This window comes from Opitutus sp. (assembly GCA_024998815.1).
Lineage (GTDB): Bacteria > Verrucomicrobiota > Verrucomicrobiia > Opitutales > Opitutaceae > Rariglobus.
This window is the reverse complement of record JACEUQ010000003.1, coordinates 259,198-280,188: the sequence shown is the minus strand read 5'-3', so window position 1 is coordinate 280,188 and position 20,991 is coordinate 259,198. Positions and strand designations below refer to the sequence as shown.

The following is a 20,991-nucleotide window of genomic DNA, read 5'->3' as shown; positions in this document are numbered from 1 at the left end:
CCTCCTCGTCATGTCTGATCGCGCTCCCCTCACCCCAGAACTCCTCGATCGGGCCGTTCGGCAGGCGTTTGACCACGTGTTCCCCATTCTCGTCAAAACCAAGGCCAACTTCATCGACAGCGCCCCGCAAATCGACGCCAGCATTTTGGGTGATGGCGGACTGGTGATGGGTTGCGTGGGCTTTCTCGGTGATATCGACGGGTTTATCCACCTGCGTTTCTCGGACGCGTTCTCCCAAGTCGTCGCCGGCCTCATCCTCGGCATGACTCCCGACGAGATCAAAGCGGAGGGTTTCGAACTGGTTAAAGACAGTCTGGGCGAACTGACCAACATGTCCGTGGGTAATTTTAAAAACGGTCTCTGTGACCTGGGTTATCCCTGTAAATTGACGCTGCCGACGATCGTGCGCGGGTCGCATCTGGTGGTGCCGACCGCCAAGGGGGCGACGCGGCGGGTTTATCATTTTGAAATCGCCGGGCACCCGCTGCTGGCCGATTTGCAGCTCAAGGTGGATTGAGCGCGAGGGAGGCCGTCGTAGCGCAGACTTCCAGTCTGCCTGCCCGCTCGAAGCAGACTGGAAGTCTGCGCTACTTTTTAATGCCTAAAAGCCCTAGCCGCGGCGTTTTGCGGCGGGCAGGGTGGCGAGCAACACCTTGACGGGGGCGGAGGTTTTTCCGCGTAGCCACGCCACCATGAGCTGCCATTTCGCGCCCGTGTCGCTGAGCGGGCGAAACACCACTCCAGGCACCGGGCGTTGGGCAGCGTAATCGGGCAGCAGCAGCACCGCGCCCTCGGTCACTACCATGGCCAGGGCGTGCGTCAGGCTGTCGGCATCCTGCACGAAGCGCGCCCGAAACCCCGCGCGTTTGCACAACCGGGCGACCCACGGGTTGTGTCCGGGCAGATCGCGGTCGTGCGCGCCCACAAACACCTCCTGGCGCAACTCCCCCAGTTTTACGCTCTCCGCGGCAGCCAGCTTATGGTCGGCGGGCAGCGCTACCACCACCGGCAGCACCGCGAGCGTTCGCACGTAAAACTCCTTGGATTGCAGGCCGCTTTCCTGGCCGATCAGGCCCACGTCGATATCGCCCTTGCGCAAGGCCGCGATCTGTTCGCCCGGCGAAAGGTCCAGCATGCGCACCTTCACCTCGGGGTGGGCCTTGCGCAGTGCGACCAGTGCGGGGTTGAGGTAATCGGAGGCCGCCGAAAGCAGATAACCGATGCGCAACTCCTCGCTTTGCCCCCGCGCTCGCCGGCGCACCTCGCCCAGCACGGTGTCAAAGGCGGTTAGAACCGGTTGCATGCCGTCAAAGAGCGCATGCCCGGTGGCACTGAGCGCGACCCCGCCCGGCCCGCGTTCCAGCAGGGGCCCTCCGATCTCTTGCTCCAGCGCCTGCATCTGGCGGCTGAGCGTCGATTGGGAGACGTGCAGGCGTTCGGCCGCCTGGCTGAGGCTGCCGTGTTCGACGATGGTGAAAAACGAGCGCAGGAGGGTCAGGTTCACGTTGCTGCCCAAGCTATGCGAAAAACGCATGGAAGCAATCCGTTCCTTGCACTAGCGGCAAAGCGACCGCTGGGTTATGGTCTGGGCCATGCGTTTTAACTCCTCCCTCGCCTCCGCCCTTCGTCTGCCAGTCGTGTTTGCCGCGTGCGCGCTGCTAACCACCGCCGCCGCCCACGCCGCGCCCCAAACCTTCGACTTCAAAGACCCGAAGGGCGTGAACAACATCCAGTTCAACCTCGATGCTCCGCTCGAAGCCATCACCGGCACCGCCAACGGGGTGAGCGGCAGCGTCAGTTTTGATCCCGCCGCGCCCGCCACCACCACCGGCCGCATCGTGCTCGAAGCCAAGTCCCTTACCGTGGGCAACTCGATGATGCTCGACCACCTTCAGGGCGCTAAGTGGCTCGATGTGGCTCAGTACCCGACCATCGTTTTCGAGGCCTCCAAGCTCTCCAACGTCCGCACTCAGGGCGCGCAGATCCTCGCCGACCTCACCGGCAAACTCACGCTCAAGGGTATCACCAAGGAGCTGACTGTGCCGGTCACGTTCACCTACCTGGCGGACAAACTCGGTGCCCGCCTCAACGACGAGAAGATTAAGGGCGACCTGCTGGTGCTGCGCTCCACCTTCGCGATCAACCGCAGCGAGTTCAACATCATGGCCGGGCAGGCCACCGAAAAGGTGTCCGAGAGCATTCAGCTTTCCCTGGCAATCGCCGGCGCCGCGCCGCGCAAGTGAGCGTCATTATCGTTCAAGTGGGGCTTACGGCATCCTTGAGCTCACGCTCAAGGCCACACGCTTCGCTAACACAGTCCTCGTGGCCTTGAGCGTGAGCTCAGGGTGTTGACCGAAAGTGTCCGCGCGCCAGAAGCCTGGTTAGTTAAACGCATCTTGAACCCGCCTTAGTATGAGCGTCGTGTAAGAGCGAACCAGCAGGCGAACGAGTAGGAGTAAGAGAACGAGGACGAGAACGATTTAATCCGCCCGGCGCTCCTACTCCTACTCTTACTCGTTCTCGTTCTTCTGCTCATTCCGGTTTCCCCTGTTTCTTCCGAACCCTGCGCCCATGTTTCCCACCGGCCTACACCACCTCACCGCCATTGCCAGCGACCCGCAGGCCAACGTGGATTTTTACGCCGGCCTGCTCGGGTTGCGGCTGGTCAAACGCACGGTCAACTTCGACGACCCCGGCGCCTACCACCTTTACTACGGCGACGAAACCGGCACGCCGGGCAGCATCGTTACGTTTTTCTACTGGCCCGGCTATGAGGCCCGTGGCCGCCTCGGCTCGGGTCAGTCGACCGCCCTCGTTTTTTCAATACCGGCCGCTTCTCTGGATTTCTGGCAGGTGCGCCTTCAACGCCACGGGGTTGCCGCAACCCGCCGCAGTCGTTTTGGCGAAGACCTCGTCGCCTTCGTCGATCCTGATGGCATTCCCGTCGAACTGGTCGCGGTGGCGGCCGACGCCCGCGCGGGTTGGTTGGGGCATCCCGACATCCCCGCCGCCCAAGCCTTGCGCGGCCTGCACACCGCCGAGGTGACGGTGCGCGTTGCCGCACCGACGGAAGCGTTGCTCACGGGGCCGATGGGCTACCAGCGCGTCTCCCGTGAAGGTAATCGCTCCCGCTTCGTCGCGGCGTCTGCAGCCGGCTCGGGCGGTGTGTCAGGGCAGTTTATCGACGTGATCGCCGATCCCGCTGCCGCTCCCGGTAGCGGCGGGGCGGGCACGGTTCATCACCTGGCCTGGAGCGTACCTGATGACGCCGCAGAACTCGGCATGCAGAAGCGATTGCAGCAGGCCGGTTATGCGGTGTCGGACGTGCGTGACCGGACCTATTTTCACTCGATTTATTACCGTGAGCCCGGCGGCGTGCTCTTTGAAATCGCCACGGCGACGCCCGGTTTTGCGATGGATGAACCGGTGGCGAGCCTCGGCAGCACGCTCAAGGGCCCATTGGAACGCTCGCGCCGCGAGATTGAGCGCCACCTGCCCGCGCTCGCCCCCGCACGCCGCTACGCGTAAGTGCCGGACGGGCGCAGTGCTCGATTACAGCTTCCAGGTGATTGCGGCGGAAACGAAGGTGCGCTCAAAGGCGGCCTGGTCGCTGAAGGTTTCAGTCACGTTGGTGCGGATGTTTTTGGCGAATTCCTGGGTCACTGAGAGCGTCCAGGCGAGCGTGGCACTGGAGTTCCAAGTGAGGCCGGCGATGGCGGTGTAAAGCACGTCGTTGCGATCGGTAGAGCTGCCATCGTAGTTATTCTTGCACAGGCGGCCGGTCAGCGTGGCGGTCCACTGTTTGCTGAAGTCGTGTTTCCATCCGAGCTGGTAGGCGGAGGCGAGTACACTCGCGCAGCCCGTGGAGGAGACTACGCGGCCCATGCTGGTCTTGAGCTGGAGCTCGTCGTTGGCGGCGGCCTTCCAGGTGGCGGTGACGTCCTGGTAAAGCCCCTCGATGCTCTTGTCGGCGCCGAGATAGGAGGAGGTATACTCATGGACGGTCCACCCGAGCTGGGCGGCCAGTTTGAGGTTGGGGGTGACTTTGCCGTCCACACCAGCGAGGAACCGGGTGTACGGGTTGGTAGCGTGGTTGACTGTGGCCGGGGCGGCGTCCGTGTCTTGGTAACAATAGCCGCGGCGGTAACCGAGGTAGTAATCGGGGCCGCCCTTCGCGAATGCCCGGCCGAAGTCGGCGCCACCGTTGAGGTCGTAGCGGTCGCGGTAGTTTTCGGCCCCGCTCAAGACGTGGGTTTGCATGTCCCAGTACTGGAGTTTGCCCACGCCGCGCACGAAGTTTTGGCCGAGGTCGTAGCGCACGGCCAGGTCGGTTTTGTTCTGCAACTGGTCGCGGCGTTCACGCGGGGCGACGGTGGTGAAACTGCTTTTGCCGGGCATAGTCCCGTAAACGCTGCCCTGATCCTCGCCTTGGATCTGGGCGAATTCGGTGGCGGCAGTCACGCTGAGCGCATCGAAGCTGTGCTTATAACCCGCGGCGAGCTGGTGCTTCACGTTGTCCTCGTCGCTGGCGTTCCAGAATCGGGCGCCGGTGGCGGCGTAGCTGGCGGACGCTCCGCAGCCAAACTGGGTCCCCATCTTGGCACCCACGGTGGAGACGACCGAGTCGACGCGGCCAAGTGTGCCTTGGTCGACCAGGTACACGTTGTTGTCGTATCCGAGCGAGCCGGTGAAGGCGACCTCGACGGGCGAGGGCGCTTTAGCCACAGCGGGTACTGCGGCATAAGCGCAGGGCAGCAGACTCGGGATCAGGAGGCAGGCAATGAGATGGGTTTTCATGCTCGGGTGAAGCACGACCCATAATTTATTCGCGTTTGGCGCGGCAATACTATTAGTTTTTCTGATCTTGTGGGGGTGTCTTTGGGGGGGGCGAAGGGAGGGTTAGGGGGCGCATCCCAGTTTTTGAATAGTGAGCTGCTTTTCGCTGGAAAAAACGGGTCCTAGTGTAGGTTCGTGCTCAGCGAAACGGTGCGTGGCCCTGAGCGTGAGCTCAGGGAAGCTCAGGGATACGGGTGGGGCAAAACACCCTGCGCTCACGCGCAAGGCTACGAGGAGGGGCATTCAGGTGCGTGGCCCTGAGCGTGAGCTCAGGGTCTGGATGCGCAAATACCGCGTAATCCCTGAGCTCACGCTCAGGGCCACAGGTCCCCCTTTTCAGAAACTGGGATGCGCCCGGGTTAGGGGCTGGCGGCTTTTTGGGGTTCTTTGGGAAGGGATTTGGTGCTCCACCCAGAGTCGTTCGCGTTAAATGTGATGGTGTTGCCCTTCTCGAGTTCCTTGAGCCAACGCATACCGTTGTTTTTGAAATAGGCCTCGGACCCTTCGGACCCGAGGCTGGCACGTACCTGCGCGCGGGTGGCGGCGGCCAGTTCGGCCAGCGCTTGTTTTTTCTGCGCTGCGGGCAGGTCGGCGTTGGTCGCAATCTGCTGGGCGGCCGAGGCGGTGCTGTCGCGCAACGGGTAAAGGCGCGCGGGCGTGTCGGCGGGCAGAGTCAGGCGGCGGGTGGCGGCCTCGAGCTGCCGCCAGTCGTTGTCCTGTTTGCGAATCGACTCGGCGTAGCGGGCCTCGCCGACGACCGCCTTGATCTGCGCCTGCAGTTGAGCTTCCGCAGCCTGGCGCGCCTTCCAGTAAGCCTGGTCGCGCTCCGCACCGCCGCCAAACGGGTCGCTGTTCTGCGGGTTGTACAGTTCGTCGAAGGCTTTTTGCAGCGGGAAGATCTTAAGGTATTCCTGTTCGGTGGCGTTTAACGCGGTCATTTTGACGCGCAACTGTTGCGCGGTGGACGACTGGCGCAGCTCGTAAGCCTGGCGCTCGGCTGGCGACATCAGCGCCTCCATGTCGCGCTTTTGCTCGGCCTGCAGGTAGCGAAGTTTTTCCCCGTCGGAGGCGAGGCGGAAGCCCTGGGTGTCCTGCTGCACCTCGTTGATCAACTCCTGGTAGTCCTGCTGGATATCGAGGAGGGCTTGGCGCTTTTCGGGGGCGAGAAAGGCGAACTGCTGCGACTGCCAGCGGTTTTGCGTGGGGTCCACGCCCAGCAGGCGTTCGGACTCCTCTTTGACCTCGCGTTGCAAGCGGCGCGCCTCGTCGCGCTGGGCCTTGGATCGGTTGCCATTCCAGCCGTTAACTTGGCTGGGGTCGTCCTTCCACCAGGACTGCTTGGCCTCGAAATCGGAGGGCTGGGGATTGAGGGCTTTGAAGCGCGCCTCGTACTTTTTCCAGACACGCATTTGAACGATGGCGCGCACCAAGTCGTCGGGCAATCCCGAGGCGCGCAGCAGGTCGCGGAGGGCCTCGGGGTTGTCGTCTGCGAAAATGGCGGCTGCAGCAGGGGAAAGCCGCGCTTCGCCGTTGGCGCCTGACGCAGCGGAGGGGGCGGCACCGAAAGGGCGCGCGGGGGTGATTTGCCCATCGGGCGGGGCATCGCCGGGCGACGAGCGCCAGTTAACCGTGAGCAGGGCGGCGTTGGCGACCAGCGAAACGGCAAGGAGGAGGGGAAGCACTTTCATGGGGGCGAAGTGGGGTGGGGCGGTGGGGTGGCACTGAGTTGCACCTCGCCGCGCTTTGACCGCAATCCCTTTAGGCGGTGTAACCCGCATAGTTACATTTTCCCTATCTCGCAGGCTGTAACATTCAAAATGCTGGATCAAGCCACGGCAATTTAGCCGCGAAAGAACGCAAGGAGCGCAAAGAACAAACCCTGTATTTCTATGCGTTCTCTGCGATCTTTCGCGGCTAAACGGATCGAAGTATTCCGTTAATTTTGCAGCGCCGGCGTTGCCGGCTAGCGCCCGAGCCCGGCGAGCACGGCCCGGAGTTGGGCGGCGTGATCTTTGGTGTCCACCTTGGTGATCACGGCCAGTACGGTGCCGTCGGCGGCGAACACATACGCGGCGCGGGCCGGGCTCTGGTAGGTTTTGCCATACATGGACTTTTCCACGATGGAGTCGGTCGCCCGGGCAAAGCCGTCGGTGGGGTCGCTCGCCAGGATGTAGCCGAGGCCCTTTTTGGCGGCGTACTTTAGATGCGAGCCGCAGGTGTCGCGGCTGAGCGCGATCAGTTGATAGCCAAGGGAGGCGAACTCAGCGGCGTGCGCGCCGAGCGACTCGGTCTGGCGGTCGCAGGAGGGCGTGTTGTTCTTCATGTAGACCGACACGATGGTCGGCCCGGTCAGCAGGTCGCGGAAAACGACCTCGCTGGCCACGCCGTCGCGCACAACGGAAAGGGTGAAATCGGTTGGGGGTTTCTGGCCGGCGGCGATCATGGCGCGGAGAGGCGGAGGGGAGGGGCGAATCCCGGTGGAGAAAAACACCCTGCGCTCACGCGCAAGGCCACGGGGAGTGCCGGTCAACGGGGGCGTTCGAGTCCACGGCGAGGGTTGCAGGGCGTGGCCCTGAGCGTGAGCTCAGGGTGGTGGGAGGATTTCTTGGGCCGGGTGTGGCCCTGAGCGTGAGCTCAAGGTGGTGGGAGGATTTCTTGGGCCGGGCGTGGCCCTGAGCGTGAGCTCAAGGTTTGGACGCGCCGCAGCTTGCGCGTGAGTCGAGCCGCCGGCCCGGGCGCGTTAGATGTGCTTGGAGTCGGCCTCGTCCTTTTTGACGTAGCCGGATTCCTGGCGCTGGTGGTTAACCGCGTTTTTCTTCAGGTAGGCTTGGTAAACGTCCTCGGAGGTCATGCCGAGGGTTTGGGCCAGCGAAACGAGGAAGTGGAACAGGTCGACGACCTCGACCTTGGCGTTTTGCTCGTCGAATTTCTGGTACTTGGCCCACCATTTCCAGGGAACGCTGTCGATCAACTCGGCGGTTTCCTGCTGCATGGCGCGGGTGTAGTTGAGGATCCACTTGGTTTTCTCCTCCTCGGTGGCCGGCGGCAGGGTGACGCCGATGCGCGCGTTGAGGGCCTCTTGCATGCGGAAAATTTCTTCGAGCTTGTCCATGGGCGGAGGTTTGGCGGGAGCGGGGGCGAGGATCAAGGGGCAAGTGCGCCGCAGCGCGATTCTACTCCGGCAAACGCGAGGGCGCGGCAGGCGGTCTTGGGAGGGAAATTAGCTGTTGCGCCAAGGCAACGGTTGGGTGACGGTCAATGGGTTGTTACCTGCGTTGAGCGCTCACGCGCCCCGCGATAACACGTCCCTTGCAGCTCCCGCCCTACGCGGTGAGCGCGAGTTTAACCCACAGATAAACAAAGACATGTCAGATAATACCACGTCCGGCACCACGCCCTCCGGGGCTCCTGCCGAGAACGCTGGCGCACCCGCTGCGCCCGTAGCCGATTGGGGTGCCGATGCCGGCGCCAACCGCGGCTCGGGTCTCGCGCGCGGTAAACGCGTCACGCCCCAGGCCGCTCCGGCCTCCGCCAGCAACCCTGCCGCCTCCGGCACCTACCAACCCTCCGCCGTGCAAGTGCTTAAGGCGGAGGCGGAATACCAGAACCCGTTCGCTTCGGCTGACGTGGCTCCTGTCAGTGCTGCTCCTGTCGTCGCCCCGGCTCCGGCCGCCGCGATTCCTGTTGCGCCAGTGGTTGTTAGCAAACCCGCGGAGGCCCCGGCCACCGCTGTTATTCCTCCCGCTCCCGCCGTCAAGGCTGAGCTCAATATCCTCCCTCCCGCCGAAGTGAAGCGTCCCGCCCAAAGCTGGGAGTCCAAGCCCGCTTTCCCTTACGAGGGTAAAGCCGCTGCGGCCTCCACCGGTTCGGCTCCCAAGCCCGCCGTGCAGCGCGCCGAGTCTCCGCTTGAGGCGGAACGCCCGGTGTTCCGTCCGGTGCGTCGCAGCGAAGTGCCCATGCTCGAGCGTGCGCCCGATGCCAGCGGCAAGCCGTTGCCTCGCGAAGATTTCCACAACCCTGGAAATCGCCAGGGTCGCGGCGGTCAAGGTCGCGGTGGCCAGGGCCGTGGCGGTCAAGGCCGCGGCGGTCAACGCGGTGGTGGTCAAGGTCAGGGCAACCGTTCGCAGCCGCGTGACGGTGGCCCGCGCCAGCCGCGCGATGAGCGTGGTCCGATCGCCCCCGGCGCTCCGGCTTCGGGCTCAGCCCCGCTCGCCGGTGGCCCATCGCAGCCTGTTTCCGGCAAGAAGCCCAGCGGCCTGTTCGGCTGGGTTAAAGGCCTGTTCGGCACCGCGCCCGAGCCCGGCAAGCCGTCCCTCCCCGGCGCCCAGCCTTCGCAGCAGGGCCAACCCGGTGAAGGCGGCCCCGATGGCAACCGTCGTCGTCGTCGTCGCGGTGGTCGCGGTCGCTCCGGCGGCGGCGCTCCCCAAGGCGGCCCCAGCGGCCCGCAAGGCGCCAATCCGACCCAGCAGGGCCACGGCCAGGGTCAACCTGCCCATGGCCATGGTGGCGGCGAACACCGTCCGCAGGGCCAAGGCGGCGGTCGTCGTCGCGGCGGTCGCGGCCGGGGTCGTTCCGGCGGCGGTCAAGCTGGCCCCGGCGGCCCGAGTGCTCCGGGCGGCGGCGGCCATCGCCACGATGGCGGCGGCTCAGGCATCCCGCCCGCAGCTTAAACCGAGTTAAACCTTGCCAAGGGCTCACCGCCCCCGCGCATGTTAAAGGCGTCCGTTTTACCACGGACGCCTTTTTTGTGTCCCGTTTTCTTGGGCTCACCGCGTCGGTCTGCGGCTGACCCCGCCGCCGGCATTCCCTCTCTACTTTTCCCCTCACCTTTAAACTCACTCAGATGTCCGATCTCATCGTTCACGGCGGCAAGCCCCTCACCGGCACCATCACCCCTTCGGGTAACAAGAACTCGGTGCTGCCCATCTTTTGCGCTACCTTGCTCACCGACGAGCCCGTGACGTTGCGCAACGTCCCCGACATCACCGACCTCAATAAACTCGTCGCGTTTTTCCAGTCGCAGGGTTCGCAAATCACCTGGGATCGCGACCTGGCCGAGATGCGCGTCTGCCACGCCACCTTCAGAAGCACCCTCGAAAACGATGAGCTGCCCCAGGACATGCGTTCGACCGTCTTGCTGTATCCTGCGCTGCTCAACCGCCTGCGCCAGATCGCCATTCAGGCCAACACCAAGGGCTGCTCGCTGGGCGTGCGCGAAATCGACCCGCACCTCGAAATCCTCTCGGTGCTGGGCGCCATCGTGAACGAGGGCGACCCGCTCGTCATCGCCTTGCCCAAGGGTTTTAAGGGCGCGCGCCACTGGTGCGATTACATGTCGGTCACGGTGACCGAAAACTTCGCCATGGCCGCCGCCCTCGCCGACGGCGAATCCACGCTGATCAACGCCGCCAGCGAGCCCCACGTGCAGGACCTGTGCGCGGCGCTTGTTGCCATGGGTGCGAAGATCGAGGGCCTGGGCACCTCCATGCTCAAGATCTCCGGCGTGGAAAAACTCCACGGCGCCGACATCACGATCAACAGCGACTACCACGAGATCGTTACCTTCCTCGCCCTCGGCGCCATCACCGGCGGCGAGGTTCGCGTGACCAAGGCCCTGCCGCACCACTTTGACCTGATTAGCCGCGCCTTTAAAAAACTCGGCGTGGTCATCGAACACGAGGGCGACACCGTGGTGGTGCGCCGCGGCCAGAAGTTGGTCATCGAGACGCCCTTCACCACCAATTTGCTGCCGAAAATCGAGGCCGCCCCGTGGCCGTATTTCTCGGTCGATTTGCTCCCGCTGATGATCGCCCTGAGCACGCGCTGCGACGGCACGATTCATTTCTGGAACAAGGTCTACGAAAACGGTTTTTCGTGGATCCCCGAGTTGGCCAAGTTCGGCGCGCACGCGCTGGTGAGCGACCCGCACCGTCTCGTGGTTTTTGGCAACCGCCCGCTGCGCCCGGCCACAGTGGAATCGCCCTACATCATCCGTGCGGCGGTGGCGCTCTACATGGTGGCGGCGGCCATCCCCGGCGAGTCGGTGGTGCGTCACGCTGAGATCATCAAACGCGCCCACCCGCGCTTCGTGGAAAACCTGCGCACCCTCGGCGCCGAAGTGGAGTGGAAGTAGCCCGCGCGCTTCGCGCGCGGGAATGACGAATGCCCAATACCCAACGGGTTTCGCCCTGAGCAACACTGAATACCACCCCACCCCGCCTGTCATGCCACGCCACCACCTAGCTGCCGCCGCCCGCGTTTTCATTGGTCATTGGTCATTGGTCATTGGTCATTCGGCGCCCGCCGCCACCCCTCATTTGCCTCACAATGCCTCCCGCTGCTCCCGATAATTCCAAAGACAAAGGCCTCGGTTACCTCGCCTCGACGCTCGCCGCGCCCGTCACCTCCGCTGAGGCCGCGCTGCGCCCGCTCTCCTTTTCCGACTTCACCGGTCAGCCCAAAACCGTCGAGCGCCTGCAGGTCATGGTCGGCGCCGCAAAACGCCGCGGTGACCCGCTCAATCACATCCTGCTTTCCGGCCCGCCCGGCCTGGGCAAGACCACGCTCTCGTTCATCCTCGGCCACGAGATGGGCCGCAACGTCCGCGTGACCTCGGGCCCCGTGGTCGAAAAAGCCGGCGACCTTGCAGGCCTGCTCACCAGCCTAGAAGAAGGCGATTTGTTGTTCATCGACGAGATCCACCGCATCCCCAAAACGGTCGAGGAATACCTCTACAGCGCGATGGAGGACTTCCGCATCGACATCATGATCGACCAAGGACCCAACGCCCGCAGCGTGCGCCTCTCGATTCCGCGTTTCACCCTGATCGGCGCGACCACCCGCGCCGGCCTGCTCACCGCCCCGCTGCGCTCGCGTTTCACCCTCCAGACGCGCCTTGAGTACTATGATGTGACCACGCTCATGGGGATCGTTACCCGCAGTTGCGGACTGCTCAACGTCGCGATCGACCAAGGCGGCGCCAAGGAGATCGCGACGCGCTCCCGCGGCACGCCCCGCATTGCGAATAATTTGATCAACTTCTGTCGCGACTACGCGCAGGAGCGGGCCACCGGCAACATCACACGCGACACCGCCGCCGCCGCCCTTGAGCTCCTAGAGATCGACGCTGCTGGCCTCGACGAAATGGACAAACGCGTGCTGCGCATCATGGCTGAAAACTACAAAGGCGGCCCGGTCGGCCTGGGCACCATCGCGGTGGCGGTGGGCGAAGAAGCCGAAACGCTCGAGGAAGTTCATGAACCGTTCCTCATCCAAGAAGGCTACCTGCAACGCACGCCCCAGGGCCGCATGTTGACCGCCAAAGGCTACCTCGCCATCGGCCTCAAGACCGCGGTCGGCAACGGTGGCGACCAGGGCACGCTGCTGTAGCCCCCCGCCCAATCGTTTTCTTGCTCGTCCTCTTTCGTCCGCAACGCCTTCAGGCTTCCATTCTTTCGGCTCAGCTACATCCGTTACCGTTCCAACCTCATAGCCACCATGAATTCCGGACCGGCCCTAGCGATGCTCAGTGGACTCAAGTTCGTCGCCCCCTTTAAAAACACGAAAACACGGCCGGTCCCGTTCGGAATCGCCCGCTTTTGGTGGATGCTCTTGTTAGTCGGGAGCATCTCAGGCGCAGCTTCGGAGCCGAACTTTGAGCGGGTGTTGCGTGGCTGGGAGACAGGCGATTGCCGACTGTTTGGTGACCTGAACCCTCCGTCTTACGCGGAGTTTGGCGATGCGGAGTTGCGGCGCTTGTTGCCCGAGTTGGCCAAGTGGATTCCGATCACCCGGGAATTGGCGGTGCATGGCGACCAGTCGTGGCGGGCATTCAAGGAACCGCATGAGTGGACGCCTTTTTGGAACGCACTGCCTCTGTATCATCCGTTGCGCGTGAGGCACGGCCAGGGAATGGAGGCGGCGAGCCTCATCGCCTACCTGGTTGAACAAAAACGCATTCAGGACCCCGCCATATTTCCGGAGTTGATCGAAGGTCTGGAGAATCCTCCGGACAGTTCCACTAATAGGGATTGTTTTCGGGCGCTGACGCAGCTGACGCGCATCTACGACGGTCCGTTGACCAGTTGGTCGTTGGTGAGAACCGCGGAGCACCGTCGATTGGTGGCCGACTGGTTTCGCACCTGGCACGGCAAGATGGCGGGGAGGAAAATGAGCGTGACGTCGGCTCTGTTGCAGTCGATCAAACGTGAGTTTCTGTCGGTTACTTGTGTGATCGAATCGCAGGCAGTGGCGCCGGGGCATGCCTTGCACGGCTATAAGTCGCCTGATGAGAAAATCTACCACGAGGTAGGCGAGCCGTTGTTTTATTCTTCGTGGACCGGCAGTGGTGATAATCGGGCCGTCATCATGTCCGCAGGACAATCGAAGCCCCTGTATGGGATGGGGTGGATGTTTGCCTGCGTGCGAGTGCAGACTTCGCTACTGCACGAGATCGAGTGGTGGGATCGTTACAAGTGGGATACCGTCGATACCCTGCCCAAGTGGGCGACCTTGATTTTCTCGCGCAAGATCGAGGGCACCGACTGGGCGATCGAGGTCTACGTGAAAGACGTTCCCATTGGCCAAGTGTGGGCGCTCCGTAATGCTCTAGCGGCGACGAAAGACGGATCGCGCGGCTCTCATTAGTCGGCCGATCCCACGGGGATCTGGCCATGTTTGCGGATTTTTTTCCCCTGCAAGGCAGGCATCATCCTTACGACGAACCCGCTCAACCACCCTCAACCCCATGAGGCCACTCCTTACCCTCATCACCCTTGTCTCCTTCGCGCTCGTCTGCACCGCATCGTTTGCCGCCGCCCAAACGCTTTCCCCTCCGCTTCGCACCGACCGCGCCCGTATCCGCGTCGTCGAGATCGCGGATGTCGATCAGCCGAACACCCGACTCAAGGTTCTGCGCACCGATGCAAACACGCCGCTGCGCGCCGGCACCGCTTGGCTCTGGTCGGAGCCGCCCACGGAACCGCCCGACTCCTACTACGCGGACCTGCGCAAAGCCGGGCTCAACGCCGTGCGCCTGATCCTCTTCGACGTGTGGATCCACGAAGAGGGTTATCGGAAGTACGATTGGGACAACCCCGAGTACCGCCAGGCCATGCTGAAGCGCATCGAGCACGCCGTGAACCTCTGTTCGAAAAACGGCCTCTACGCCATCGTCAACGCCCACAACCGCGTCCCGGGACCGGCACCGAAATACGACGAAAAGCTCAACAACGGACTGTGGCGCGCCGTCGCCCCGTTTTTCGCCAACCGCACCCACGTCATCTACGAACTCGCCAACGAGCCCCTCGCCGGACCCGGCCACGACGGTGCCCTCGACCCTGCCGCTACGGGCACCCTCGAAGCACTGGTTCGCGTCCACGCCACCGCTCGCACGCTCGCGCCAGCAACTCACCTGATGATTCTCTCGCCCGCTGGCGTTTCCGGCTGGGGAACACTCACGGCCATGGGCAACCTCACGCGTTTTTTTCAAAAGCTCGCCGGCCCCATTGACTGGTCCAAGACCTCCGTGGCCTACCACCTTTACCACGCCGATCCGAACCTGTTTCCCAAGGCGGAAAACCTTCGCGCCTTGCACCGCGATTTCCCCGGCTGGCCCTCAGAGAACAACTTTCCCGCCGGGTACACGGCGGAGAAACTCGGGCTGAAGGCCGGTGATAGTGAGCGTTCTGTGAGTTTCGGCAGCGACGAATTCGTCCTTCAAACCTGCGAGCGCCTGGGTTTCGGTTGGAGCCAGTGGCAGGTCAACGGCCCCGAACAGTTCCGCCGCAACTGGCCGCTGCTCTGGGCCGACGCCGAGGCTAAAGGCTACGCGTGGAAGCCCGATCCCGCGCCTTCACCCCGTCGCAGTCCCTAGCCTCTCACCGAATGTGGCGTCGTTCACTCCGATTCTAATCCTACCTCATGCGCTTCCTCTTCCTTCGGTTCCTCGCCCTCGCGCTCAGTCTAACTTTCAGCTTTCCGCCGACTCGCGCTGCCGAACTCGCACCGGCTCCCGCTGCCCCCACATCTGCCAGCCCCGTCGGCTGGGCTTGGGTGGGGGGACTGACCGAGGCGCAAGCGGTCGTCACCGCCCGCCTCAACACCGCCACGTCCGCCCGACTGGAACTGCTCGCCGCTCCGCCATCACTCATCGCTCCCGTGCTGACCGCACCCATGGACGCCGGCACGCTGCACCGTTTTAACCTCGGTGGACTCCGGCCCGATACGACCTACTGTTACCGTTTCATTGCGGCCACCGGCACTCCGCTCGACGACGAGGCGCGCTCCTTCCGCACCTTTCCCGCGCCGTGGAAGCCCGCCAGTTTTTCCTTCGCAGTGGGCTCCTGCGCGCGCGTGAAAAACTCACCGGTTTTTACCGCCGCCGCCGCGCAAGGCGCGCGTTTTTTTCTGCACACCGGCGATTTTCATTACGCCGACATCGCCGAAAACCGCGTCGAAGTTTTTCGGGCGGCCTACGATGCCCACCTTGCCGCTCCGCGCTTGCGCACGCTACTGGCGAACACGCCGCTCGTTTACCAGTGGGACGACCACGATTATGGCCCCAACGACAGCAACCGCACCAGTCCCAGCCGCGAGGCCTCACTGCGTAATTACCGCGAACTGGTGCCGCATTACCCGCTGACCGTGGCGGCGGAAACCCCCCGCGCTCCGGTGGACCAAGCCTTCACGGTGGGCCGTGTGCGTTTTATCCTCTCCGACCTGCGCAGTGAACGTGATCCGGCCGGCCGGCGGATGATGAGTGCGGCGCAAGACGCCTGGCTGCGCGCCGAACTGCTCGCCGCACGTGACGCGCATTGTCCGCTGATTTTTTGGGTGTCCTCGGTGCCCTGGAATGGCGCACCGAGCAAAGACGATCGTTGGCAAGGCTACCCGGCGCACCGCACCGAAATCGCGGATTTTATCAAGGCGAACGGCCTGACCGGGCGGGTGGTGATTTTGTCGGGTGACGCTCACCTGACGGCGATCGACGACGGATCGAACAGCGATTTCGCCACAGGCGGAGGCGCGCCGATTCGTGTGTTTCAAGCGGGCCCCATTGCCAACCGCGGAAGCTACAAAGGCGGCCCCTACAGCCACGGCGCCCGTTACCAAAGCCTGCCCACCGACACGCTCAATCAATTCGGGCTGGTGGACATTGAAGACGACGGCCGCCAGATCCGGGTAAAGTGGAGCGGCCGCCAAGGCGCCGACGGCCTCGGCCACCAGGTGCTCATCTCCGAACGCGACGCGCAGGGCGCGATCCCGATCCAGCTCGAGTTCACCCTGCCGTGAGGCAGAACCTAAAGTGTCACCTATTAGGTGACACTTTGGCTTGGAGGGAGGGCCGGAGACGATGGTTTTTTGGCAACGGTGGAGATGCACGAAGGGGCGCATCTCAGTTTCTGGAAAGCAATACCTGTGGCCCTGAGCGTGAGCTCAGGGATTACGCGGTGTTTGCGCATCCAGACCCTGAGCTCACGCTCAGGGCCACGCACCGCTTCGCTGAGCACGAACCTACACGGCACTAGGACCCGTTTTTTCCAGCGAAAAGCAGCTCACTATTCAAAAACTGGGATGCGCCCTGCACGAAGGTTTTTCTCGCGGCACCATTGCCGCGCTGCGCAGAACCGGTAGCGTCGGCGCCTAATGACGCCTTTCTCCACGATTTTGACCCACCCCGGCGGGGCGCATAAGGACGAGTTTCTCGCTTGTAGCGTGCTGCTTGCGGTGCACCCCACACCCATCTTGCGCCGCGAGCCTTCACCGGCCGACTTGGCCGATACCACCATGGCCGTCGTCGACGTGGGCCTCTCCCACGACCCGGCGCTCAACAACTTCGACCACCACCAATTGCCCCGCGACTACGTGCCCACGTGCGCCCTCTCCTTGGTGCTACGCCACCTCGGGCTCTATGAGGATACGCGCGCGTTCTGCGAATGGCTCGAACCGGCCGAATGGTTCGACTGTCGCGGCCCCATGGATACCGCGCGCTGGCTCGGCGTCGACCGCGACATCGTTGGCAAACTCAACTCTCCAATCGACGGCACTCTCCTGCGCCGCTTCGCCCAAGCCACGCGTCTCGCGCACGGCGACCCGCTCTGGGAGATCATGCGTATGATCGGCGAGGATCTGCTTGGGTACGTGCGCTCCGTGCGCGAGCGACTGGACTTCATCGGCACCCACGCCGAAATCTGGACGCTCGAAACCGTCTCCGGCGCACCGAGCGTGCTCTTTCTTCCGCGCACCGAACCGCTGCCCGGCGATCCCTCGGCGGGCGTCGAGCGCTACGTGGAAAGCCAGGGGCTGGGCAACCGGGTACTCGCCCTCATTTCGCCCGATCGCCGCAGCGGAGGTTATGGGCTGACCCGCCACCGCGATAACCAACGACTCGACTTCACCCGCATCGCCGGCGAGGCGGATGTCCACTTTGCGCACGCCCGCGGTTTCGTCGCCAAGACCTCCGCCACCGACCCGCAACGCCTGCGCGAACTCGTGGGTCTCGCCTTCGGCTGACGGCTCCCGTCTCGGTTTATCAGTGTTCATCAGTGGTTAAAAACTCCGCTCCCGGATCGGTGAACCCCATACAAGTTAACCACTGATGAGCACTGATATTCACTGATGTAGGAGTGTTAACCTTCGGCAATCCACACCCGTTGGATCCGACATCTCGAAGGTTACTGCCTACTAACGCTGCCTTGGGGCTGAATCAGCTTTTGGCGCAGATCCCGGTCAACGGGGTTGGCGCCTATCCAGATGGCGAAGAGGGCCTGGGCGAAGACCTCATCGACAAGCGACCCGAGGACCGTCCCGTTGTGGCGCATGATCAGGAATCCCCCGGAGAGATGGTCGAACTCAAGGCAGTCGCCCACTTTGATGGCGGGGTAAAGGGCGTTCCATTTAGCCAGCGAGGGCTGCAGGGTCAAAAGCGTGGCGGCATCGATGTTGCGGCCGATGGTCTGTTCGGTGGCGTGAACCATTTCGGCCCGGCTGAAGCCATGCAGGTAATCCATGCGCAAGCGTTTGGGTGCAGCGGAAACGGCGTCGATGGCCGAGGGCGCTAGGTACAAGGAGGCGTGATAGAGCCTCACCAGCCATTTCCAGCGCAGGAGTCCGTTGCCACGTAGCGGGAGGGTGGTTTCCTGGGCGTCGTCGCTGACGCGCAGGGCGGCGGTGTGAGGAGGTTCACTGGCTGCGGCAAAAGGGGCTGCGCAGGCAAGCAGGCCGGTTAACAGGAGGGTTCGCAGGGACAGGGTCATGAGGGGCGCACGGGAGGAGTGAAACGCAGGGCCGGAGTCGTGAGGTTTACCTGGGGCTTGCAGCGCATGGAGGGGGGGCAGATGGAGGGGCGTTTTACTGGTTGGGCTGGGGCTTACGGCCCGAACAAGCGGGTGAAGTTGGCGGTGGCCTGCGACGTGAGTTCTGCCAGCGGAATCCCGCGTAAGGCCGCCAAGGCGATGTAGGCGGCTTCGAGATTGCCGGGGTGGTTGAGGGGCGAGCTATCGGCTGCCGGCGGGAGTTTATGGGTGCGCCAAGCCGTAGGCAGCGGCATGGCCGGCGCATCGGTCTCCACCAAAAGCCGGTCCAGCGGCACCCGTTTAAACGCCTCCAACCGCCCGCCCCAACCCAAAGTGTCACCTATTAGGTGACACTTTGGGTTGGGGTGGGAGTTGGAGTGGAAGTTGGGGTTGGAGTTGGGGCTGGGGTGCGCAGGGGCGTGGGCGTCTTTGAGGAAGTAGCCGTTGAAGGAGAAATAGGCGCCGAGGGCGGCAAAGCGGGGGATGAGCGCGGCGGGGCCGGCGTAGGCATGGAGCAAAAAACCGCGCGCGGGCACGGGGTGCGCGTGCAGCAGTTCGTCGAGTTGCCCGTAGGCTTGTAGGCAGTGAATCGTCACCGGGCGGTTTTCGGCGGTGGCCAATGCCAGTTGCGCCAAAAAAACCTCCGTCTGCTCGGCGAGGGGGGCGCGGCGCAGGCCTGCCAGGCGAGCGTCGTCGGGGCGGGCCGAGTCGAGGATCCAGCGGTCGATACCGATTTCGCCGATGGCGGCGCGGGGTTCGGCGGCGAGGCGGGCGCGCAGGGTTTCAAGCCAGGCGGGCGAGCGGTTGCCCGCGTCCCAGGGGTGCAGGCCGTAGCTGGGGCGAACAAAGGCGTAGCGTTGCGCGAGGGCGTGGACGAGGGGCCAGTCGGTTTCGCAGGTGCCGTTCACCACCATGTCGGCAATCCCGAGTTCGCGCGCGCAGTCGGCGATGCGCTCCAGGTGCGCGGCGAACCCTTCGTCTTGAAGGTGGTTGTGCGCGTCATGCAGCATGGGTGGCGGAGGGCGGTGGAAGGGCGGTTTAAAGTAGCGCAGACTTCCAGTCTGCTTGGATGTATCGGGTTTCCGGATCTGAGCAGACTGGAAGTCTGCGCTACTTTTAAAAACGTCGGAGAAGGCGGGGCTGACTTCGTTACCTTTACAGGTGCGAGCGGGCGATGGCGGCGATGTGGGTGCGCACCGCCGCCAGGCCGTTGCGGCGCGTGGGCGTCAAATCACGCGTGATGCCGAGTTCGTCGAGCAGCGTAGGCTCGGTCGCGGCGATGTCGGCGGGTGTGCCGCCTTCGTAGAGGTCCGCCAGCAGCGCGACCAAGCCTTTGACCAGCGGCGAGTCGGCCTCGAATTGAAAGTGAAGCACGCCGCCGCGTAGCTCGCCGGCAACCCAGACTGCGGAAATGCAGCCGGTAACCCGGTGGGCGTCGGTTTTGGCCGTTTCGGGGAAAACCGGCCGGCGGCGGGAACGGTCCACGATGGCGGCAAGGCGCTCCTGTGAGTCCTCGATCAGTCCGAGGTCTTCGAGGAGTTGGGTTTGTTTGGCGGCGACGCTCATGGGCTGAGGTTGAAGATTACGGGCAGGTTTTTTTCGGCATCAACGAACTCGATGGCGGTGATTTTGCCGAGAGAGTTCAGGTGTAACACGGTGAGTTTTTCCGCGTGTTGCGGGTGTTCGTCATCAGGTTAAAACCGGATGCAGCGGGGGTGCGCTCAGGCGGGCTGCAGCGAGGCTTCGCCACGCAACAAATTGGCCTGCCAGGGCAGCAGGACTTCGTCGATTTTGTCGGGGGCGCGGGCGATCTGGGCCAGTTGCGCGCGGTTGGCGATCAGCGTGGATTCAAGGCCGATCCCGGCGGCAACGCGGTCGCGGTCCGCCTTGATGCGGTCTTGCAGGGCGATTTCGCGCGGCGTGAGCGGGGCAAGGTCGGAGCGGGGGCGGCGGGGCAGGGTTTGCGGGTCGCGGCCGATGCCTTGGTGCAGGGCGCTGCCGAGGTTCGCGGAGAGCCGGGCGTGGCGCTTGCCTAGGTTAACTTTGCCGAGAATGCCTTCGACCGAGTCTCCGTCTTCGGCGGCGTAGGCGATGTTGAGCAGCATGTCGCCGTTGCAGACCTTGAAGGGCGGCACGTCGAGTTCGCGCGCCCAGTTCTCGCGCCAGTGCCAGACGGAGTGGAGCACGCCGAGCCCGCGGCCGCGCAGGCGCTCCGAGCGGCCGATGCGCCAGTCGTTGTCGTCGTCGCGGGGGAAGCCGATCAGGCCGGACTCGATCTGGCGGCGGCACTGCTGGTCGAGCCAGTCGAGGCGCTCGAGTTGGGCGAGTTCCTGGGTGAGGATATCGCGCAGGGCGGGCAGGTGCCAGACGTCGAGCGCGGCGTAGTCGAGCAGGTCGCGGGTGATGGGGCGTTTGGACCAGTTGGCCTTTTGGCCGTCCTTGTCGAGGGCCAGGCCGAAGTGTTGTTCAAGCAGGGCGGCCAGGCCGATGCGCGGGCGGTTGAGCAGTTGCGCGGCGAGCATCGTGTCGAAGATGCTCTTGGGGCGGAACTGGCACAGGTCGGAGAGAAGGCGCAGGTCGAAATCGCTGCCGTGGATGAGAATGTGTTTGGTGGCGAGGATCGCCCAGAGCGGCTCGAAATTGATGGGGGCGAGGGCGTCGACCAGAAAAATTTCCCCGGAGACCAGGAACTGCAGCAGGCAGACGCGAGTGCGGTAGTGGTACATGTTGTCCGCCTCGGTATCGAGGGCGCACTCCTCCACGCGTTCGAGCGCGGCAAGGAGCGGGGCCAACTGGCCGGGCTGGTCGATCAACGTATAAGGAGGCAAAGAGGCTTCGTTCACTGGGCAGCAAGGAAACG

General features: G+C 63.8%; 19 protein-coding genes. 10 read left to right on the top strand and 9 right to left on the bottom strand.

The window, feature by feature from the left end; all coding sequences use genetic code 11:
- Positions 1-10 precede the first annotated feature (10 nt).
- Positions 11-517 (top strand): chemotaxis protein CheX, encoded by a 507-nt coding sequence (locus tag H2170_16315; GenBank protein MCS6301635.1) that lies wholly within the window; start codon positions 11-13, stop codon positions 515-517.
- 93 nt (positions 518-610) lie between these two features.
- Here H2170_16315 and H2170_16310 read toward each other — a convergent pair whose 3' ends face one another.
- Positions 611-1,534 carry a LysR family transcriptional regulator gene (locus H2170_16310; protein MCS6301634.1) on the bottom strand — a complete coding sequence of 308 codons (924 nt, stop codon included), beginning with the start codon at positions 1,532-1,534 and terminating at the stop codon, positions 611-613.
- Between the two features lie 58 nt (positions 1,535-1,592).
- Here H2170_16310 and H2170_16305 point away from each other — a divergent pair, with 58 nt between their 5' ends.
- Together H2170_16305 and H2170_16300 are read left to right on the top strand one after the other, a co-directional pair.
- Positions 1,593-2,243: a YceI family protein gene (locus H2170_16305; GenBank protein ID MCS6301633.1), complete on the top strand. Its 651-nt coding sequence runs from the start codon at positions 1,593-1,595 to the stop codon at positions 2,241-2,243.
- A 328-nt stretch (positions 2,244-2,571) separates the two neighbouring features.
- A complete protein-coding gene (locus H2170_16300) occupies positions 2,572-3,528 on the top strand; it encodes a VOC family protein (GenBank protein MCS6301632.1) in 957 nt (318 codons plus the stop codon).
- 24 nt (positions 3,529-3,552) lie between these two features.
- On the opposite strand, the gene H2170_16295 is transcribed toward H2170_16300, so the two are convergent.
- The 4 genes from H2170_16295 to H2170_16280 form a co-directional block, all read right to left on the bottom strand.
- Complete coding sequence (locus H2170_16295) at positions 3,553-4,797, bottom strand: outer membrane beta-barrel protein (GenBank protein ID MCS6301631.1); 1,245 nt, start codon at positions 4,795-4,797, stop codon at positions 3,553-3,555.
- Positions 4,798-5,195: 398 nt separating this feature from the next.
- Positions 5,196-6,524 (bottom strand): hypothetical protein, encoded by a 1,329-nt coding sequence (locus H2170_16290; protein ID MCS6301630.1) that lies wholly within the window; start codon positions 6,522-6,524, stop codon positions 5,196-5,198.
- Between the two features lie 275 nt (positions 6,525-6,799).
- Positions 6,800-7,279: a redoxin domain-containing protein gene (locus H2170_16285; GenBank protein ID MCS6301629.1), complete on the bottom strand. Its 480-nt coding sequence runs from the start codon at positions 7,277-7,279 to the stop codon at positions 6,800-6,802.
- A gap of 297 nt (positions 7,280-7,576) precedes the next feature.
- The gene (locus H2170_16280) at positions 7,577-7,948 is read right to left on the bottom strand and encodes a dUTP diphosphatase (protein ID MCS6301628.1); all 372 of its coding nucleotides are present in this window, start codon (positions 7,946-7,948) and stop codon (positions 7,577-7,579) included.
- 253 nt (positions 7,949-8,201) lie between these two features.
- Here H2170_16280 and H2170_16275 point away from each other — a divergent pair, with 253 nt between their 5' ends.
- The 7 genes from H2170_16275 (at position 8,202) to H2170_16245 (ending at position 17,349) form a co-directional block, all read left to right on the top strand.
- Positions 8,202-9,506, top strand: a complete 1,305-nt coding sequence (locus H2170_16275) for a hypothetical protein (protein ID MCS6301627.1) — start codon at positions 8,202-8,204, stop codon at positions 9,504-9,506.
- A gap of 173 nt (positions 9,507-9,679) precedes the next feature.
- The gene (locus H2170_16270) at positions 9,680-10,969 is read left to right on the top strand and encodes a UDP-N-acetylglucosamine 1-carboxyvinyltransferase (protein ID MCS6301626.1); all 1,290 of its coding nucleotides are present in this window, start codon (positions 9,680-9,682) and stop codon (positions 10,967-10,969) included.
- 194 nt (positions 10,970-11,163) lie between these two features.
- The gene (ruvB, locus tag H2170_16265) at positions 11,164-12,225 is read left to right on the top strand and encodes a Holliday junction branch migration DNA helicase RuvB (GenBank protein MCS6301625.1); all 1,062 of its coding nucleotides are present in this window, start codon (positions 11,164-11,166) and stop codon (positions 12,223-12,225) included.
- 108 nt (positions 12,226-12,333) lie between these two features.
- Positions 12,334-13,482 carry a hypothetical protein gene (locus H2170_16260; GenBank protein ID MCS6301624.1) on the top strand — a complete coding sequence of 383 codons (1,149 nt, stop codon included), beginning with the start codon at positions 12,334-12,336 and terminating at the stop codon, positions 13,480-13,482.
- Positions 13,483-13,582: 100 nt separating this feature from the next.
- Complete coding sequence (locus H2170_16255) at positions 13,583-14,710, top strand: cellulase family glycosylhydrolase (protein MCS6301623.1); 1,128 nt, start codon at positions 13,583-13,585, stop codon at positions 14,708-14,710.
- Positions 14,711-14,757: 47 nt separating this feature from the next.
- Positions 14,758-16,128, top strand: a complete 1,371-nt coding sequence (locus H2170_16250) for an alkaline phosphatase D family protein (protein MCS6301622.1) — start codon at positions 14,758-14,760, stop codon at positions 16,126-16,128.
- A gap of 354 nt (positions 16,129-16,482) precedes the next feature.
- Complete coding sequence (locus H2170_16245) at positions 16,483-17,349, top strand: MYG1 family protein (GenBank protein MCS6301621.1); 867 nt, start codon at positions 16,483-16,485, stop codon at positions 17,347-17,349.
- A gap of 161 nt (positions 17,350-17,510) precedes the next feature.
- On the opposite strand, the gene H2170_16240 is transcribed toward H2170_16245, so the two are convergent.
- From H2170_16240 to H2170_16225, 4 genes are all read right to left on the bottom strand, one after another.
- Positions 17,511-18,092: a chalcone isomerase family protein gene (locus H2170_16240; protein ID MCS6301620.1), complete on the bottom strand. Its 582-nt coding sequence runs from the start codon at positions 18,090-18,092 to the stop codon at positions 17,511-17,513.
- A gap of 113 nt (positions 18,093-18,205) precedes the next feature.
- Entirely contained in the window at positions 18,206-19,141 is a 936-nt protein-coding gene (locus H2170_16235) for a TatD family hydrolase (protein ID MCS6301619.1), read from the bottom strand.
- A gap of 145 nt (positions 19,142-19,286) precedes the next feature.
- Positions 19,287-19,697, bottom strand: a complete 411-nt coding sequence (locus H2170_16230) for a SufE family protein (protein ID MCS6301618.1) — start codon at positions 19,695-19,697, stop codon at positions 19,287-19,289.
- A 155-nt stretch (positions 19,698-19,852) separates the two neighbouring features.
- On the bottom strand, positions 19,853-20,974 hold the full coding sequence (locus H2170_16225) for an HRDC domain-containing protein (protein ID MCS6301617.1): 1,122 nt from the start codon (positions 20,972-20,974) through the stop codon (positions 19,853-19,855).
- Positions 20,975-20,991 lie beyond the last annotated feature (17 nt).